This window comes from Acinetobacter sp. BSP-28, assembly GCF_044130285.1.
Taxonomy (GTDB): domain Bacteria; phylum Pseudomonadota; class Gammaproteobacteria; order Pseudomonadales; family Moraxellaceae; genus Acinetobacter.
On the sequence record NZ_JBIQOB010000002.1, the window covers coordinates 1 to 16,181 of the forward strand.

General features: G+C 43.1%; 13 protein-coding genes. 10 read left to right on the top strand and 3 right to left on the bottom strand.

Features of this window, described 5'->3' with window-relative positions; all coding sequences use genetic code 11:
• The first annotated feature begins 101 nt into the window (after positions 1-101).
• On the top strand, positions 102-878 hold the full coding sequence (locus tag ACE01R_RS01350; protein ID WP_395544352.1) for a hypothetical protein: 777 nt from the start codon (positions 102-104) through the stop codon (positions 876-878).
• A 181-nt stretch (positions 879-1,059) separates the two neighbouring features.
• Here ACE01R_RS01350 and ACE01R_RS01355 read toward each other — a convergent pair whose 3' ends face one another.
• Entirely contained in the window at positions 1,060-1,866 is an 807-nt protein-coding gene (locus ACE01R_RS01355; protein ID WP_395544353.1) for an inner membrane protein YpjD, read from the bottom strand.
• A gap of 138 nt (positions 1,867-2,004) precedes the next feature.
• Between ACE01R_RS01355 and ffh the strand changes: the two genes are divergently transcribed.
• The 3 genes from ffh to ACE01R_RS01370 all read left to right on the top strand — a co-directional run bounded on the left by ffh (position 2,005) and on the right by ACE01R_RS01370 (position 4,900).
• On the top strand, positions 2,005-3,408 hold the full coding sequence (gene ffh / locus ACE01R_RS01360; RefSeq protein WP_395544354.1) for a signal recognition particle protein: 1,404 nt from the start codon (positions 2,005-2,007) through the stop codon (positions 3,406-3,408).
• Positions 3,409-3,599: 191 nt separating this feature from the next.
• Positions 3,600-4,175 carry an RBBP9/YdeN family alpha/beta hydrolase gene (locus ACE01R_RS01365; RefSeq protein WP_395544356.1) on the top strand — a complete coding sequence of 192 codons (576 nt, stop codon included), beginning with the start codon at positions 3,600-3,602 and terminating at the stop codon, positions 4,173-4,175.
• A 161-nt stretch (positions 4,176-4,336) separates the two neighbouring features.
• Entirely contained in the window at positions 4,337-4,900 is a 564-nt protein-coding gene (locus tag ACE01R_RS01370) for an RBBP9/YdeN family alpha/beta hydrolase (RefSeq protein ID WP_395544357.1), read from the top strand.
• Positions 4,901-4,916: 16 nt separating this feature from the next.
• Here ACE01R_RS01370 and ACE01R_RS01375 read toward each other — a convergent pair whose 3' ends face one another.
• Both ACE01R_RS01375 and ACE01R_RS01380 read right to left on the bottom strand, forming a co-directional pair.
• On the bottom strand, positions 4,917-5,654 hold the full coding sequence (locus ACE01R_RS01375) for a type III pantothenate kinase (RefSeq protein ID WP_395544358.1): 738 nt from the start codon (positions 5,652-5,654) through the stop codon (positions 4,917-4,919).
• 9 nt (positions 5,655-5,663) lie between these two features.
• Positions 5,664-6,422: a biotin--[acetyl-CoA-carboxylase] ligase gene (locus ACE01R_RS01380; protein ID WP_395544359.1), complete on the bottom strand. Its 759-nt coding sequence runs from the start codon at positions 6,420-6,422 to the stop codon at positions 5,664-5,666.
• Between the two features lie 30 nt (positions 6,423-6,452).
• Between ACE01R_RS01380 and ACE01R_RS01385 the strand changes: the two genes are divergently transcribed.
• From ACE01R_RS01385 to rlmF, 6 genes are all read left to right on the top strand, one after another.
• On the top strand, positions 6,453-7,262 hold the full coding sequence (locus ACE01R_RS01385; RefSeq protein ID WP_395544360.1) for a sulfite exporter TauE/SafE family protein: 810 nt from the start codon (positions 6,453-6,455) through the stop codon (positions 7,260-7,262).
• 352 nt (positions 7,263-7,614) lie between these two features.
• A complete protein-coding gene (locus ACE01R_RS01390; RefSeq protein ID WP_395544361.1) occupies positions 7,615-8,310 on the top strand; it encodes a GntR family transcriptional regulator in 696 nt (231 codons plus the stop codon).
• Positions 8,311-8,320: 10 nt separating this feature from the next.
• The gene (gene smc / locus ACE01R_RS01395; RefSeq protein WP_395545202.1) at positions 8,321-11,773 is read left to right on the top strand and encodes a chromosome segregation protein SMC; all 3,453 of its coding nucleotides are present in this window, start codon (positions 8,321-8,323) and stop codon (positions 11,771-11,773) included.
• A 1-nt stretch (position 11,774) separates the two neighbouring features.
• Positions 11,775-12,743, top strand: coding sequence for a cell division protein ZipA C-terminal FtsZ-binding domain-containing protein (locus ACE01R_RS01400; protein ID WP_395544364.1), 969 nt, complete (start codon positions 11,775-11,777; stop codon positions 12,741-12,743).
• A 91-nt stretch (positions 12,744-12,834) separates the two neighbouring features.
• Positions 12,835-14,874 carry an NAD-dependent DNA ligase LigA gene (gene ligA, locus ACE01R_RS01405; RefSeq protein ID WP_395544369.1) on the top strand — a complete coding sequence of 680 codons (2,040 nt, stop codon included), beginning with the start codon at positions 12,835-12,837 and terminating at the stop codon, positions 14,872-14,874.
• Between the two features lie 169 nt (positions 14,875-15,043).
• Positions 15,044-16,018 carry a 23S rRNA (adenine(1618)-N(6))-methyltransferase RlmF gene (gene rlmF, locus ACE01R_RS01410; protein ID WP_395544376.1) on the top strand — a complete coding sequence of 325 codons (975 nt, stop codon included), beginning with the start codon at positions 15,044-15,046 and terminating at the stop codon, positions 16,016-16,018.
• The last annotated feature ends 163 nt before the right edge of the window (positions 16,019-16,181 follow it).

Here is a 16,181-nt window from a genome sequence, read left to right on the forward strand (position 1 = left end):
AAAGCTTCTTTGAATTGATGTATTTCATCCGCAGATTATGCACGAATGCTAAGAAAATTAGAGTGAAAATATCAATCAAAAAGGTGGTCATTTTTTGATTTATGAAAGAGATCTATTATTTCACACAAATAACAACATTTGAAAAATTTAAAAGCTGGTTCTTTCGTATCCTAATTTTATATGTGATATGGATGATTTTTTACATACCTTTTTGGTTTAATTCAAATGATTTATTCGGAACTCTACTAAATATTCCAATCGGTTACTTTGTTTTATGGTATCTATCTGGAGTAATAATTGGTGGTAGCCTTTTATTTTTTTGTAGAAATATGGATTCTAAGTATTTGTTAATACTAGCTGTATTTCTATACCTAGTGGGATACCTTTTACAGCAAATTGGAAATTTGCATATATTTACAGGAATTGTAGATAAATTATTAAATTGGTACCCAATATCAAGAAACTTCCTATTTAATTGCTTTCCTTTGCTAGCTATAGGATTCTTGATTAAAAAGAAAGGTTTAGATTTAAAAATAAATATATCTCTGGGTATGGTACTTTTCTCAATATTTTTAGTTATTTTGGAAAGCTATATGAATTATAGGTTTATAAGTATAGATGAATCATTAGATCACTTATTTACGATATTGATCGTAGCCCCAGTCATTTTTATTTATGTGAAAAATATAAAAATAATGGGAAATAATAAAAATTTAGCACTATTTTCAACAGCAATATTTTTGATTCATCCTTTCTTTATGAAAGTACATAGCTTTTTTTCGATTGAAATATCTAGAGTCCTTTTCGTTTTAGTATTAAGCCTAATTGCTGGATTGTTCTTAGTATTACTAAATAAGAAACTCAAATATTTACTTTAAAAAATCTAAACTGAGCATAATACATGTTATACGAAATGCTTGTGTTAGAAATCATTTTATTAGATCTTGCTACTCTGATCTGTAGGGTAGCAGGGTAGCAACTCCTTTATTTTTTGCGTTCCATGCTTATTATTTAATCATTGTTCCATGTTTTTAATTAGCTAAACTGAACAAAAGAATCTTACTTGCCCAAAATCATTTCCAGTACAAACTTTGAACCAATAAAACCTACGGCCAATAAGAAGAAACCAATCAAGGTAAAGCGAATGGCTTTTTGACCACGCCAGCCAAACTGGTAATGACCAATTAAAAGGGAGCCATAGACGAACCAGGAAATAATGCTAAACGTCGTTTTATGGGCTAAGTGCTGGGCAAAGAAATCTTCAATAGTAAAGAAACCAAAACCAAGCGCTAAAGTCAGCAGGATAAAACCGGTAATGATTAAATCAAATAATAACGATTCCATGGCCTGGAATGAAGGTAATAAATTGACCCATAGTCTTTTGGTTTTATTTTTTAATTCACGGTTCTGAAACCACAAAATCACGGCTTGAATGGTGGCCATCAGCAGAACGGCATAGGCTGATAAAGACAAAATAATATGAATGTCTAAACCCAAAGAGTGCTGTTCAATGACCTGATTGGTCTTGCTTAAGGTAAAACCTAAAATGAGACCGATTGCAGCAACAGGAATACCCAGTAAATTCAGTGCCAAAATGGGACGAAAGGTACTAAACAGCAGGCTGAGCAGTAGCATCAGACCAGAGGTAAATGACATCAACACAAAAACATCATAATTGATGCCCGAAGGGGTCAGCATATCGTTATACAGAACAGCGCCATGCAACATTACCCCTAAACCCAGTACAAGCCCAATAAACCAATGGTTTGGATCACGTTTTGACATTAAGTGGATAAACAGATACCAGAAAGATGAGGTATAAGCGATTAATGCTAAGATCGTGTAAACCAGGGGCAGGCTAATCATGTCAAACCTTTTTCAGGATGATGAATATTCATTTATATAAATTCGATGCGAACTACAGTATCCTATAGCATTCTATGCATAAATTTTCTATTTTAAGAAACAATTTTTTGCTCACGGCTATTTTAAGCGGAATTTGCAATGTTTGATACCTTAACAGAACGACTCACGCAGAGTTTAAGAAATGTTACTGGCTCAGGGCAGCTAACCGAAGACAATATTAAAGATACGTTACGTGAAGTACGTATGGCACTTCTTGAAGCCGATGTGGCGTTACCTGTAACTCGTGAGTTCATCGCGAAAGTTAAGGAAGAGGCATTGGGTCAGGAAGTGATGACTCAGTTATCACCAGGCCAGGCATTCGTAAAAATCGTCCATGACGAATTGACTAAAATGATGGGTGAGGCCAATGAAAGCCTTGACCTCGCAGCCAAACCACCCGTAGTTGTACTGCTTGCAGGTCTGCAAGGTGCGGGTAAAACCACCACTGCTGCAAAACTTGCACGCTTCTTGCAAGAACGTCAAAAGAAAAAAGTGGCAATGGTTTCTGCCGACGTATATCGTCCAGCAGCAATCAAGCAGCTACAAACGGTAGCAGGTGAAGTCGGCGCGATTTTCTTTGAATCGAGCGCAGATGAGAAACCAATTGATATTGCCAAACGTGCCATTGAACAAGCTAAAATCCAGTTTGCTGATGTACTGATTGTCGATACCGCAGGTCGTCTACACGTCGATGACGAAATGATGGACGAAATTAAAGAACTCCACGCTGCCATCAAGCCAACTGAAACCCTATTCGTGGTCGATGCCATGACTGGTCAGGATGCGGCAAATACAGCGAAAGCCTTTAATGATGCCTTGCCTTTAACCGGTGTGATCTTAACCAAAACTGATGGTGATGCACGCGGTGGTGCAGCACTTTCTGTACGTGCGATTACCGGCAAGCCAATCAAATTCCTGGGTATGGGTGAAAAACTTGATGCGCTTGAACCATTCCATCCTGAGCGTATCGCGCAGCGTATTCTCGGCATGGGTGACGTACTTTCTTTGGTCGAAGAAGTTGAACGTAAAATCGACAAAGAAAAAGCCGAAAAAATGGCGAAAAAATTGCAAAAAGGCGGCAGCTTCAACTTTGAAGATATGCTGATGCAATTTGAACAAATGAACAAAATGGGCGGCATGATGGGCTTCCTGGACAAGTTGCCTGGTATGAGCAATGCCGGCATTCAGGATGCAATTGCCCAAGCCAACCCTGAAAAGCAAGTGAAAAAGATGGAAGCGATTATCCAGTCGATGACCATCAAAGAACGCCGTAATCCGGACCTGATGAACCCAAGCCGTAAAAAACGTATTGCAGCAGGTTGCGGTATGGATGTTGCTGAGGTGAATAAGCTGATCAAGCAACATGCGCAAATGGCGAAAATGATGAAGAAATTTGCCAATCCATCTGGCATGGCAAAAATGATGCGTTCATTGGGTAATATGCAAAAACAATTTGGCGGCGGTGGTATGGGCCCACTGTTTGGTAATAAAGACCAGAAATAAAGATAGACTTTGTCCAAACTAAAAGAAGGCGCTTAATGCGCCTTTTTTTATTGCATTTTTCCTATCCTAAAAACACTTTGAAACAATCCAGTTTATTTTGTGATGAATAGGCTGGATTTTTTGCTTCTCATCGGCATATCATAATTGAATAAATATGACTCATTCTACAATTTATAATAAGAAGAACAGATATGTCACAATTAAAAAAGCAGGTTTATATTGTGCATGGTGATCAGGCTTCTCCCAATGATCATTGGTTTCCATGGCTCAGCCAACAGGTTCAGCATTCAGGTCATCTGGCAAGGCGACTAATCTTACCCGATCCGAACGCACCGAATTTTCAAAGCTGGCAACAAGCCTTAGCGCTGCAAATACCAAAATTAGATCAAGACAGCATTATTGTGGCGCATAGTCTAGGCTGTCTTGCGAGTTTACATTTTCTCACACAGGCCCTTAGTCAAAATCAAATTAAAGGGCTGATTCTGGTGGCCGGATTTAAAGACAAACTCACCGCATTGCCCGAATTGGACGGTTTTATTCGACAGGCCAAATTAGATATGGCCATTTTGCAAAAACAGATTGCGACACGATTTTTACTATTTTCCTGCAACGATCCTTATGTGTCACCGCCCAAAGCTGTATTGCTCGGACACTTCATTAATGCCCAGATGCAGGAGGTGAACCATGCCGGGCATTTTATGCGTAGTGATGGTTTTGATGAATTTAATCAGGTTTGGGATGTGCTGAAACCTTTACTGCTTCATTAATCTGGCTGGAATCTCTTGCAATCTTTTGGCGAGTGATGGGTTAAATTGCCAGGTGCACACATTCGGCAATTTATTTTTATAAAAAGTGCAACGAATGAATCACTTTATTCAGGCTGAGCGTATTGCACACTAGAGCATCCTGATGAAATGGAACAACAATAATGGCCCAAGTGATTGTCATCCATGGCTATACCGCCAGTCCGGACGAAAACTGGTATCCCTGGTTCCAAAAGCTGGCTACTGAACAGCATTTTAGTTTGAATATTTTGCGTCTGGACCCTTCAATGCATCCCCAGCTGTCAGTATGGCAGTCACAAATCGAACAGCAGGCAGGTCGTTTGGATGAAAACAGTATTGTGATTGCACATAGCCTTGGGACTATCGCGGCATTAGATTATTTATCCAAACATTTAATTCATCAGCGTATCAGGCAGCTGGTTTTGATTGCCGGTTTTAATGGCCGTTTGGGACGTCTGGATGAAGTGAATCCGTTTATTGATGCGGCACAGATTGATTTTGAATTGTTAAAACGCCAGATTGAACATCGGGTAGTGATTTATTCGGAAGGGGATCATCATGTTCGGCCCGAATTTAGTATTGAACAGGCCAAAAGTCTAGATGCTGAAATGATTGCAGCCCGGCATCAGGGACATTTTATTGATTCTGAAGGCTGTACCGAACTGCCGGAAGTCTGGCAGATCATACAACCTTATCTGATTCGTTAAATCTGATGCGTTAAAATCAGGCTTCAGCCAAGGAGTAAATATAATTTTGTAGGCCTTTCAGCAACAGGTCCGGCTCAATCACAGGCTGATACTGTGCAAGATATTTTGCAAATAGCGGAGCATCACCACCGGTTAAAATCAGTTTGCCTGGATATTTTTCCAAGACCTTTTCAATGGTACTGACCAGACTGAGCAGAATGCCATGGTGAACGGCATCGATGGTATTGCGACCCGGGGTCAGTTCATCAAATATAGCATCGGGAATCTTGATGCCTTTGGTATTTTGAATCAGGGAATCACGCTGCAAATACAGGTTCGGCAGGATATAACCGCCCAAGTGCTGCATGCCATCAGTTAAATCAATGGTTAAAGCGGTTCCACAACTAATGACGCAGTATTTTTGCTCCGGATTGTTGACCACTGCCAGCATTTGTAACCAGCGGTCGACACCAAATTTGCTGGTATCTTCATAAGCGCAGCGTAAGCCGTTATATTCAGCATGCACTTTGGCAAAGCTCACCGGAACATTTAAAAACTTGAGAATTTTCTGGATGCGTTCATTGTTCTTTTTGTCCTGAACCGAAGATACCCCGACTTGTTGCAAATCCAGACTTTTGAAATGCTGGATCAGACCTAAGAGCAGGTCGGCAGGGGATTGCAGATGCATTTCTGCGCCCTGTTCAATCACCTGATGATTTTCAGTAATCCAGTATTTAAGTCGGGTATTGCCGATATCGAGCCATAAATTCTTCATTGCATTTCTCTACGCAGAGGTATTCAGGCGGCGTAAACGCCCTTGATAAAACTGTTTTAAACCTTCAGGCGTTTCAATCGTGACAGAACCATCATCCTGAATGCCCAGGAAGATCCCTGAACATACTCCCGAATGATCTTCAAATTCAACAGCCTGGTTTTTAAAAGCCGCATAATAATTAAAACGGGCCGCCAGATTACAGCAGTCATGATTGAACCATGCACCGGCTTGCTGAATGGACATATACAGTTCTGCAATCAGCTGAATACGGGAAATATCCTGTAATCCTAATTCACGCAGTGACGTTGCATGCTGGTCAATCTGTGCCTTGGGAACAGGCTCAAGGTTAATCCCGACACCGACAATGACCTGATGCGGGGAAATCGGTTCAACCAGAATGCCGCCCCATTTACCTTGGCGACTATACAGGTCATTTGGCCATTTCACTTGCAAATCTAAATCCTTCAAGCTCGGCATTTGCAGGATATTTAATGCAATTTCAAGCGCAAGCCGCCCATCAATGGCTGTTCGGGTATTCAGCAATGTGCTTAAATAGATGTTGCCTTCAGGGGACACCCACTGTCGTTGACGCTGTCCACGACCTTGAGTCTGCCGGGTACTGCAAACCAGAACGCTGTGCACGCCTTTGAGTGCAATTTCACGTACATCATCATTGGTCGATGTGGTGACGGGTTTGAGTAGCAAAACTTCAGGAAGCTGATGGGCATCATCGAGGATTTTTTGTAGCTGTCTGGTCTCTAAATCCATTTAAATCTAAGCAATAGTGGAATGTGAATAATGGAGTTAATCATATATTTATTGATTGGTGCAATGGCAGGTTTTGCTGCCGGGCTGTTTGGCGTCGGTGGCGGCCTGATTATTGTGCCTATTCTTTATATTGTATTTACCCAGTTACATTATGATGCTGCGGTCATTATGCATCTGGCGGTTGGTACATCTTTAGCCACCATTATTGTCACCTCCATCAGCTCAATTAGCGCCCATCATAAAAGAGGCGCGGTGATGTGGGATGTATTTCGTAATTTAGCACCAGGACTGGCTTTGGGGGCATTTTTAGGGGCAGGTATTGCGGATTATATGTCCGGTCAGGGCTTGCAATTATTGATTGGCTTTTTTGCTATTTGGGTGGCTTACACCATGTTTAATGGTGCAAGCAAAGCTATTGATCCGAACCATCATCTACCCTCCAAGGGCATGCAAATACTGGCGGGTGCGGGCATCGGGGTTGCCTCTGCCATATTCGGCATTGGTGGTGGCAGCCTGACCGTGCCGTATTTAAGTCGTCATGGCGTGGTGATCCAGAAAGCGGTGGCTACCTCAGCCGCAGGTGGTTTGCCGATTGCCATTGCCGGTGCTTTGGGCTTTATGTGGTTTGGTTCCAATACTGAAACTGGAATACCGCATAGCATTGGCTATGTGCATATCTACGCCTTTATTGGCATTAGCATCATGAGCTTCATGACTGCGAAATTAGGCGCAAAAGTGGCGCATAAGTTATCGCCAGCCATGCTGAAAAGATGTTTTGCCTGTCTGTTGGCAACAGTGGGTGTGTATTTTATTTATCAAGGTTTTTCGACCTTTTTTTAATTTTAAAAAAACAATATAAAATAGGTAAAAAGGTGTGCTATGGTTTTTGCATACGCACCTTGATATCGCTCATCCTGTAATTTTTTGGGATGTGATGAATCAAAAATAAATCTTATTTTATAATTTAAATGAATTACTTATGATGGAGTGAGTCTAGAAATAGCTATTGGAAGGGGATAGAAGGTTTTATTCAATCCGCTAATAACAAACTGATATTGGCCTTAACGACTTGAAAATTGTCTGACAATGTCATATTTTTTGCAGTTAAAATCAAGTAAAAAAGCAAGTAACAGTCAGGATTTATCCAAAAGTTTTTTTTGATTGCATCTTATAAAAACAAGATAGGAACAGTATGCAAGAACAAGAAAAGGACAGTTTGTCCGAGCAAATTGCCAGGCATATTAGTGAGCAAATCATTCGCGGTGAACTGGTTGAGGGTGAGCGCATTCAAGAATTGCGAATTTCCTCTGAACTGGATGTCAGCCGTGGTTCGGTACGTGAAGCATTATTGCTGCTGGAACGTACCCAATTGATCGAAATTTACCCCCGTCGTGGTGCGATTGTCTCGGAAATGTCTGCCCAGCAGGTACGTGCCTTGTTTGAGATGTGTGCATTGCTCAGCGGACAGATTGTGCAGCGCATGGCAGAAACCTGGCGTCCCCATGAAGCCGAAAAAATTCAGGCATTACTGGCACAATTGCAGGAAGAAACACGTCAGGGGCATACCGAAAAATTTTATGATCTAATCTTTCAGGGCTTGTCACGCCAGCATGAAATGGTGGGTAATCCTTACTTGATGAAAGTCTATCAGGAACTGTTACCTTCACTGCGCCGCAGCTATTTTTTAACCTTAAATATCTCGCATCGCGAACTGCAAGAATCATTTGAATTGTTTAAGTTGGTGACTGATGCAGTTTTGATCCGAAAATCACAACAAGCTACTTTATTTATGGATGATTTTTGTCGACACTTGCGCAACCTTGTGTTGGAATCGCTAACACGGATGAAACAAATCGAACTTGCATGGGCAAGACGTTCACGACGTTGATCAGGACATTATGCGTTTAAGCAGCTTAAAACTTTCCGGCTTTAAATCTTTTGCCGATAGTACGACTTTACATTTCAAGGCCAATCGTACCGCTGTGGTTGGGCCCAATGGTTGTGGTAAATCGAATGTGATTGATGCCATACGCTGGGTGATGGGTGAATCCAGTGCACGCCAGCTGCGTGGCGGCAGCATGCAGGATGTGATTTTTACCGGTACTGCGAAACGTAAACCGGTTGGGGTAGCCAGTGTTGAACTGCGTTTTGACAATACTTATGGCAAGCTCGGTGGTGCTTACAATGCCTATAATGAACTGGCGGTGCGTCGTCAGGTCAACCGCGATGGCAAATCCGAATATTTTTTAAATGGCACCAAATGCCGTCGTCGTGACATTACTGACATCTTTTTAGGTACAGGTCTTGGTCCACGTTCCTACGCGATTATTGAACAGGGCATGATTAACCGTCTGGTCGATGCCAAACCTGAAGAAATGCGGGTGTTTATTGAGGAAGCTGCCGGTGTTTCACGTTATCAGGCACGCCGTCGTGAAACTTTACTGCACTTAGATCACACTACACAGAATTTATCGCGTCTTGAAGATATTGCATCCGAACTGAAGTCGCAGCTAAAAACCCTGAAACGTCAGTCGGAAACGGCCATTCAATATAAAGAACTGGAAACCCAGATTCGCACCATCAAAGTTGAAGTGTTGTCTTTTCAGTGTGAGCAAAGCAGCCGTTTGCAGCAAGAATATACCCTGCAGATGAACGACCTGGGTGAAACTTTCAAGCTGGTACGTTCCGAATTGACTACCTTGGAACATGATTTGACTGCCACTAGCGAGTTATTTCAGCGCCTGATTCAGCAATCCACACCGTTGCAAAATGAGTGGCAACAAGCGGAAAAGAAACTGGCTGAATTGAAAATGACGCTGGAGCAGAAGCAGTCATTATTCCAGCAAAATACGACAACCTTAAGTCAGCTGGAACAGCAAAAACTACAGACCAAAGAACGGTTGCAACTGATTGAATTGCAAATTGAAACTTTGCAAGCTCAGCATGAACAGCAGACTGAACAATTACAACAGCAAGAAAGTCAGGGACAAGATCAGAGCCAAAACCTGGGTGATTTGAAAGCACAACAGCAACAAGTACAGCAACAGTTTGCACTGGTCAAAGCTCAAGTTGAAAAGCAGCAGCAGCAAAAAATGCAGATGCTGGCGCAAAGTGAACAATTAGCCAAAAATATTGCCCGGATTGAGCAGCAAAAGCAGACTTTAGAACAGCAAGCTGCGCAGATTCAAAATCAAAGTCAGCTGGATGCTATGGAGCAGCTGATACAGGCCAAGCAAGAGGCATTGAGCCAGCAGTTGCAACGTGAACAAAGTATTATCGATGTCCAGTTGCAGTTAGATGATTTACAAATCCAGTATCAAAGCCAGCAGAGCACACTGAATCAGCTGAATGCGGAAATTCAGGTTCTACAGGCGGAACAAAAGCATTTAAACCAGTTATTGGTCAAAGTCAATTCACAAACTAAGAGTGATCAACCGCAGTTGATGCAGGTTTTGACACTTCATGATGAAGCCAAACCTCATGCCTCTTTGATTGAGAAGTTCCTGGCCAAATGGCTGTCGGCACATTGGCTTGAATCTGCCAGTGATTTTGCTGACAGTGTTGCACGCCAGCTGACTGCACAACCAGTGGCTGAGTCAATTCAGTTGTCAGGTTGTGCAAGTCTGGCCAGCTGGATTGAATCGCCGCAGTCTTCCTTATGGCAAAACGTGGCACTTGCCAATGACCTGCAGCATGCATTGACGCTGCAAAACCAGTTGAAAGCCGGGCAGTCGGTGTTGAGTCTGGATGGTTATCATGTCGGTGCAGACTGGGTGATTGGCCTGTACTATGACGAAGCCAGTCAGGCAGGACAGGGGGCGCTGAGTCATCGTATCCGTCTGGATGAAATTGAGCAGTTACTTGTAGATAAACAGGCAGAGCACACCCAGTTGCAGGTGCAGGTCGCAGAACTGAAAACTCAGGTGCAGACGGTAGATGAACAACTGAAAACCGATCAGCAACTGCTACGTAAAGAAATTCAGGCTACCCAGCAAATTGAGCTTAATATCACCAAAGTCCAGACTGCCCATCAGGCCTTTGAACTACAAAAACAGCAACTGGCCAATCAACTGGCACAGCTGGATGAGCAGCTTGAAGAAGATGCCATGCAAAAAGATGATCTTGAGATCGATCTGCATGCCTTAAACCTCAAGCTGGAGCAAAATCTACCCAACTATAAAACCATGCAGTTTCAGGTCGAGGAGCTGAGTGAGCAGCTGGAAAATACCCAGCATACCTGGCAGCAAGCTCAACAGGAGCTGGAGTTGCTGCGTCGTCAAACCACGCAAACCCAGCAGCAGATAGAGTTGCTGGAAAAAGATGCATCATTCTCAAAAGCACAATATCAGCAGATTATTGTGCAAATGGAGCAGGCGAAAAAGTTTGTCGATCCGGTACAGTTGGAACTCCCTGCGCTGCAATCGCAATTCAACGAGCAGGCGAAAATTACCGAGAAACTGCAAAAAACCTGGAACGAATGGCAAGTTGAGTTGAACAGTGTCCAAGAAAAACAGCAACTGTTGACCGAACAGCGTCATCAGCATCAGCAGCAAGATGAAAAATTGCGTGGTCAGCTCGAAGAGAAGCGTCTGGCCTGGCAAGTGGCCAAATCGGACTTTCAACATTATTCAGAGCAATTGGCTGCATTGAATAGTGACGTCATTAACGGTTTAACAATTGATATCATTAGCCATCAAAAACAGCTGGAACAGGCACAGCAGCGCTTTGAAAAACTGGGTGCGGTCAATCTGGCAGCTTCTGAAGAATATGAGGAAGTATCCAAGCGTTTTGAAGAGCTGAGTCATCAAATTGAAGACCTGGAAAAAACAGTTGATCAATTACAGGGTGCTATGAAAAGTATTGATCAGGAAACCCGCAAGTTGTTTATGACCACCTTTGATCAGGTGAATCATGAACTGCAAGACCTGTTCCCTAAAGTATTTAATGGCGGGGAAGCCAGTTTAAGCCTTGAAGATGACTGGCAATCGGGTGTAAAACTAATGGCGCGTCCACCGGGTAAACGTAACAGTTCTCTGGCGTTATTGTCCGGTGGTGAAAAAGCATTAACAGCATTGGCATTGGTGTTTGCCATCTTCCGTTTAAATCCGGCACCGTTCTGTGTGCTGGATGAGGTAGATGCACCTTTGGATGATGCAAACGTGGGGCGGTTTTGTAACCTGGTAAAAGAACTTTCTGAACAGGTTCAATTCATTTACATTACCCATAATAAAGTTGCAATGACGATGGCAACCGATTTGTTAGGTGTTACCATGCCAGAACCGGGCACCTCAAAATTAGTCACTGTCGATTTGGAACAGGCAAAAGAATACGGTTTAGTTGCGGAGTCATAGTATGGAAGTCACCACGATTGTTGGCATTGTTATCGCCATCATTATTATGCTATTCGGTTTAAGATTATTGTTTAAAAAACCTGCGGATGCAGCACCGTCATTAGATTCGGAACTTCATGTCAATTCTGACAGCCAGCAACCGGTAATTCCTCGCCATGTTCGTGATCAATTACAAAGTGCAACAGAAGCTGAACAAGCCGAACGTGTTGAACCGACTTTAGCTGAAACGGCTGCTGAACAGGTTCCTGCATCTAAGCAGGCAGAAGCGAAAACTGAAAAGGTTGAAAGTGCACAGGTTGAACAGGCAGAAGCACCCGCTCAGGCGGAGTCAAAAGCTGATGCGACAGCTGTAGAAGAGTCAAAACCGGCAGCCAGCACAGAGCCAGCACAGCAAGGTCTACAGGTTGAAGATAAAGATGCTGCTGAATTTAACCTGAACAGCACGATCGAAAAAGCTGAAATTTCAGACTTTGAAGATGAAAGCAGCATTCTGGATGAACATTTGCATGAGCAGCAACGTGTGGATGAAGCCAGTGCATTATCTACCGCAGCCGAGTTTATTGCTCTAAATATTTATCCGGAACGCCGGGTGCTTTCGGGTGAAAAAACCTTAAAAGTCTTGCTGAAATATGGCCTGCGTTTTGGTGAAATGGCATGTTTCCACCGTTATAGTGAAGATGGCAGCAAGTTGTTATTTTCAGTCTTGCAGATTACTGACGAAGGTGCAGCCGGTTTTGATCTGGAAACATTGTCGACTGAACAGGTGAAAGGTTTGGCTTTCTTCCTGGCATTGCCACACAGCGATGTGCAAAATGCCTTTGATACTATGGACAGCATTTCACGCCTGATTGCCCGTGAAATTGACGGCACCGTGTATGACCAGAACAATCAGGAATTTACGCCGCAATTACGTGAACAATGGCGTCATTTAGCGATTGATTACCGTGCAGGTCAGACCACAGAAGTTTAGTTTGAAACTGGCGGACTCGATTTCTATAATAGCGAGTAGATTAAATATTTGTGAAGGGCGGAAATAGACCGCCCTTTTTTATGGTGTAGATATGACCGAACATTCAACTGTCGTGGCGCAAATGCGTCAATTGATTCAAATTTTAGCCAAGCATAATCATGCTTATTATGTGATGGATCAACCATCAATTGAAGACAGTGAATATGATCAACTCTTTCATCAGCTCAAGGCTCTAGAAGAGCAACACCCCGAATATGTACAGGCGGATACCCCGACCAATAGAGTAGGCGGCAAAGCACTGACAAAATTTGCCAGCGTGACCCATACCGTGCCTATGTTGTCATTGGGCAATGTATTTAACCAGGAAGAACTGTTCGCCTTTGCCCGCCGTATTGAAGAACGTTTACCCAATCAGAAGATCCAATACGATGTCGAATTAAAGTTCGATGGCCTGGCCATTTCCCTGTGGTATGAAAATGGCGTGCTGGTTCGTGGCGTCACCCGTGGTGATGGCGAAACCGGTGAAGACATTACCCATAATGTCAAAACCATTCGTAACTTACCGAAAGTACTTTCATCTGCCCACACGCAAGTTCCCACATTTTTAGAAGTGCGTGGTGAAGTGCTGATTCCTAAAGCCGGTTTTGAAAAGCTGAATGCTGAAAATGAAGCCAAAGGTGAAAAGACCTTTGCCAATCCACGCAATGCAGCGGCCGGCAGTCTGCGTCAGCTGGATCCCAATATTGCTGCATCCCGTCCATTAGCCTTCTATGCTTATGGTATTGCACAGTGTGAACCGCATCATGGTCAGACTACCATGTATGCCAGTCTGGAGTGGCTCACCCAGTTTGGCTTTGCCGTGGGTGAACGTCATTTTATTTGTGACAATATTCAGGATGTGCAAAAGGCTTATGAACAAATCAATCAAGAGCGTCCTGATCTGGACGTAGAAATTGATGGCATGGTCATTAAAGTCGATAGTTTGAAACAGCAGCAACAACTGGGTTTCTTAAGTCGTGAACCGCGTTGGGCAACCGCCTATAAGTTTCCGGCAGTGGCTGCATTAACCACGGTGGAAAATATTGACTGGCAAGTGGGGCGTACCGGGACTTTAACGCCTGTTGCACGTTTAAACCCAGTGGCTGTTGGTGGGGTGACCGTATCCAATGTCACCCTGCATAATATTGGTGAAATTCACCGGCTGGATGTTCGTATCGGTGATACCGTCAGCGTGTACCGTAGTGGTGATGTCATTCCGAAAGTGGAAAAAGTCTGGCTGGAATTCCGCCCTGATGAGGCGGTAGAAGTGCATTTACCTGAAAATTGCCCGGTATGTGATTCACCTGTGGTGATGCCTGAAGGTGAAGCTCTGGCACGCTGTTCAGGTGGGTTGTACTGTGCAGCACAGCGTATTGAAGCGATTCGTCATTTTGTTTCACGTAAGGCCATGGATATTGAAGGCTTGGGCGATCGCTGGGTGGAATGTTTACTCCATCTCGACCTGCTTAAAAATGTCGCGGATATTTACTGCTTGCACGAACATCGTGAACAACTCTTAAGCATTGATAAAATGGGGGAAAAGTCGGTTCAAAACTTGTTTGATGCCATCGAAAACAGCAAGAAAACGACACTGGCTTCCTTTATTTATGCTTTAGGGATTCGTGGTGTGGGAGAAACCACGGCACGTATGCTGGCCAATACCTTCCAGACCTTTGAAGCACTACAAAATGCCGATATTGAAGCACTGAAGAAAACGCCGGATGTCGGGGATATTACCGCTGAATGGATTATTGATTTCTTTCAGGCACCGCATAACTTAGAAGTATTGGATCGTCTGTTGGCGGCGGGTATTCACTGGGATGCACCAATTGCACCAACGCGCCAACCACTCAATGGCGAAAGCTGGGTGGTGACGGGAACTTTAAGTTCTATGGGGCGTGATGAAGCAACTCAATTACTGCAAGCTTTAGGCGCACGCGTCAGCGGCAGTGTGTCGAGTAAAACCAAATGTGTCGTTGCTGGTGAGAAAGCCGGTTCCAAGCTGGATAAGGCAGAAAAACTCGGTGTCGCTGTGATCAACGAAGAACAGTTTATTGCTTTGATGAAAGAGCATGGTCAACTTCCTGCTTAATCGATCTTAAGCATGAATTAAAAAAGACATCCTCGGATGTCTTTTTTATGGCTTGATTGGGTTGGGATCGTCATGATGAGCTGAATTCACGTACAATATCGATCTATTGACAGGTATTGAGCCTGTCTTATCAGATGATTCTGTTCTCCCGTTGATTATTGGCATACACATGGCGCAAGCAAAGAAAACTTTTCCGCAACAAAAATCGCAATTACATGCACGAAATCTGCATCGCAGTCGTTACGATTTTCCTCAGTTAATGCAGACTTGTCCGGAACTTGCACCTTTTGTTAGCCCAAATAAATATAACGATCTTTCAGTCGATTTTTCTGATCCACAGGCTGTGAAAATGCTCAATAAAGCATTGCTGAAACATTTTTATGGCATTCAATATTGGGATATTCCTCAAGATTTTCTTTGTCCGCCTATTCCGGGTAGAGCTGACTATATCCACTTTTTGGCTGACTTGTTGAGTGCCAATAATAAAGGTCAGATTCCAACAGGGCATGCCGTTCAAGTGTTGGATATTGGGGTGGGAGCAAACTGTATTTATCCGATCATTGGTCATCGTAGCTATGGTTGGAAATTTGTCGGCTCAGACATTCATTCTACATCCTTTAAAAGTGCTCAATTCATTGTGGAGGCGAATCCAAATTTGCGTAAAGGGATTCAGATTCGATTGCAGAAGAACTCAAGCAATATTTTCAAAGGTGTGATTAAACCCACAGATCATTTTGATTTGACGATGTGTAACCCGCCATTTCATGCCTCGCAAGATGAAGCAAATGCCACAGCAACTCAAAAATTAAGAAAACTTGGCAAGCCGGTTGATCGGACGAAGGTGGTGTTAAACTTTGGTGGTCAAAAAAATGAACTCTGGTGTGACGGTGGTGAAGAACGCTTTGTCTGCCAAATGGTACAAGAGAGCATACAGTTTGCTGAGCAATGTCTTTGGTTTAGCACACTGGTTTCCAAGAAAACAACATTGCCTGTGCTTTTAAATGCGTTGCGTAAGAGCGGAGCAGTGGATGTGAAAACCATTAAAATGACGCAGGGGCAAAAAGAAAGTCGTTTTGTCGCTTGGACTTTTTTAGATTTAAAGCAACAACAAGCATGGAGAAATGCACGTTGGACTTCAGCTTAAGCCTATTTTCGCTGAGGATGAGTGAGCTTGTCGGTGCATGACTAAGATTTGGCCTGCTTATACCAATGAACAAGCTCAATTTTGCTTATATATAATAACCTGATGCCGATGCACTCAGCGTTTCTGATTTGATACGCATATAGTTCAATGAATATATGCCACA